Consider the following 2830-nt stretch of genomic DNA (forward strand, 5'->3'; position numbering starts at 1 on the left):
TATTTGGAAGTTACAATAATGAGCTTTATTAAGGCCAAAAAATTAAGTTATAAAATCTCTGATCCTTGCAACATCATCCACAATACAGAACCTTTCCTGTCCCGGCAGAGTTGCGTCTCTACAGTGCGCCGTCCTTCCCGAGTTTCACTTCCCGAGTTTCGCTTCGGGAGCACGAGGTCCTTTTCGCTGCGCTCAAGAGGACTGATTTTTCGGGGCAGATTTCCACAACTTCTTTTTTATATTTAGGCGGCAGCCCCTTCTAACAAACCCCTGACAACCGTTTCCATAAGTTTCTCGCTATCTTCCCGAGACTTCCTCAATTTAGATTCGAGTTCATCACACAACCCCATGAACTGCTCGACTTTTTCAATGATTCTTTTCCGTAAAGGAACCTGTTAAAAAACCAAACTTGAGAAAATGACAAATATATATGATACACATACTTGTTAGCATAAATTCAGATTTTAATCGTGCTTCATCGAAGACTGCGTGGAGGATTCCAGAAACAATGCCTTCTCAAGAGCTAAAAGATGCAGAATATTTTATGAAAATATTAAGACAACATCTGCCAGAGTTAAAAGAAAAATATAGTGTAAACTACCTTGGAGTTTTTGGCTCTTATATTCGTGGGGAGCAGACCGAAGATAGTGACCTTGATATTCTGGTTCAGTTTGATAAGAAACCCGGCCTGTTTAAGTATATAGAACTTGAAGACCATCTAAGTGAGCTTCTGGGGGTAAAGGTTGATCTGGTAATGAAAAGTGCGCTTAAACCCAATATAGGAAAGCGTATCTTGAGTGAGGTCGAGGTTGTATGAAAGCCGAAGATAGGGATCCTGTGGATTTCTTAAATGATATTCTTGATTCTATCGATAAAATCGGAAGTTTTATTGAAGGGCTGGACTTCGATGGATTTGCTGAAGACAAAAAAACCGTATATGCCGTGACCAGAGCTCTTGAAATCATAGGTGAAGCAACAAAAAATTTACCAGAATCTTTGAAGAAAAAACATTCAGAAGTTCCCTGGGGAAAAATGACTGGAACACGTGACAAAATGATCCACGGTTATTTCGGTATAGACCTGGAAGTAGTTTGGAGTACGATAAATGAGGATATACCTTCTGTAAAACCATTAATAGAGAAAATCCTAGGTGAAATAGAAAATTGTTAAATGAGAGCCGAAAAATTAGGTTATAATATCTTTGACCAGTGCAACGCTATTTGCTTTACTGAGTCTTTCTTGTCCCGCCCGAGTTCCGCTTCGGCACCCGAGTTCCGCTTCGGGAGCACGGTGTCCTTTTCGCCCCGAATTGCGATTCGGAAGCCCACCGTCCTTTTCACTCGCTTCGCTCGCTCAAGAGGACTAAGCTTATAAGATAAAATAGTGAACTTCACTAAACGAGAGCCGAAAAAATAGTTATAAAATCTCTGACCGATGCAACGTCATTCGCTTTACCGAGTCTGTCTTGTCCCGCTCGACACATGAGAGCGGCCTTCTCAAAAAGCAAAAAAAAGAAAAAAAAGGTAATATCTTATTTTTTTAAATTGAATACTTAAGAATTCTATATGCTAAAAATCTGTCTTCTTTTTTTGCATTAAGAATCGGCCCGAGCTGATGCTCGGTAACAAAACACGTTAAAAACGCTGAATATAGTTTTTCAGGGCAGATTTTTACAACTTATTTTTTATTTTTCAGGCAGGAATCCTTTCTAACTTAACTTTTCCTTTAAGCCTGAAAAATAAAAAAGATCTATCACTTTAATTGAATACTCGCCACCTGTAGCGGAACAGGCTTATCTAACTCTGTTTTTTCGGTAGCTGCATCTTCTAACAATCCCTTAACAACCGCTTCCATAAGTTTCTCGCTGTCTTCCCCGAATTCCGCATCGGGAGCACGGTGTCCTTTTCGCTACACTCAAGAGGACTGAGAAACAGGATGCTGAGCTAACAAATCTATCTCTTTGTCATTTCCAGCCTTTTCCCTTGCTTCCTCTTCTTGTCTCACCCGGAAACCAATCAAATCAATTATCTTCGCTTTTTTGTATGTATGGATTGTTGAGCCGCCTTTTATATCGAGAGTCGTGAATTTTTCTTGACAATCATCCAGAATTTCTTTATGTGTAGTATAAAAACAATAAATTTCCTGTAATTATTTTTTATTCAGAGATTTATTTTTTAAAGTGGTTGTAAAATATTTGTCATAGGCTGGGACACATCCAAAAACTACCATCATTATCTTTGTAGCAAGAGTGGTTGTTACATTCAGAGGTTTATGTTTTAAGCTGCTGTGTTCCTCAAAATACCTTTTTTTGTAAGGCTCTATTTTATAGTTTTCATCGGAGAACAGTTTAACGACATCTTCTTCAAAATTTACAATTGCTCTAAATGCCTCTTCATTTACAGTTTTATCCTCTTTACAATAATCTTCCACATCTATTTCCCATAAACTCTTTTCTTCCGAGATTCTTTTAATCAAAACTTCGTAAACTTTTAAACTTCTATTATGCAGGGCTGAATTACGGTACATTCCCCAAGTCGCTAAAAAAAGTCCTAGCTGTAAGCATGATGTACTCATGTTTTCTGAAGAGGCGATATCTTTTGTTCTATTGTTTACATAGAAATCTCCGAAATAGTTATAACAATAATCGTAGGCAGCATATCTCTTGTATACTGTTGATTTGTCTTCTCTAAATCTAAAGCATTCGTAACTGCTCAGAGTATAGTTAACGGCGCTCCTATGAGCGCCGCACGAATACCCTCTAAAACAGGTAAACCGTTCTTTTTTCCTGTAGAAATGTACGCCCTAATTCTGCAGAAAGCTTGCGCTCCCA

3 protein-coding genes are annotated in these 2830 nt (G+C 38.3%); 2 read left to right on the forward strand and 1 reads right to left on the reverse strand.

The window, feature by feature from the left end:
• The first annotated feature begins 508 nt into the window (after positions 1 to 508).
• Together RBR53_11985 and RBR53_11990 are read left to right on the forward strand one after the other, a co-directional pair.
• Positions 509 to 817, forward strand: a complete 309-nt coding sequence (locus tag RBR53_11985; protein MDY0133369.1) for a nucleotidyltransferase — start codon at positions 509 to 511, stop codon at positions 815 to 817.
• On the forward strand, positions 814 to 1170 hold the full coding sequence (locus RBR53_11990) for a DUF86 domain-containing protein (GenBank protein MDY0133370.1): 357 nt from the start codon (positions 814 to 816) through the stop codon (positions 1168 to 1170). Before RBR53_11985 ends, RBR53_11990 begins: the two co-directional genes overlap by 4 nt.
• 978 nt (positions 1171 to 2148) lie before the next feature.
• Here RBR53_11990 and RBR53_11995 read toward each other — a convergent pair.
• Positions 2149 to 2526: a hypothetical protein gene (locus RBR53_11995; protein ID MDY0133371.1), complete on the reverse strand. Its 378-nt coding sequence runs from the start codon at positions 2524 to 2526 to the stop codon at positions 2149 to 2151.
• Positions 2527 to 2830 lie beyond the last annotated feature (304 nt).

It is taken from the genome of Desulforegulaceae bacterium, from assembly GCA_034006035.1.
Classification (GTDB): domain Bacteria; phylum Desulfobacterota; class Desulfobacteria; order Desulfobacterales; family JACKCP01; genus JACKCP01.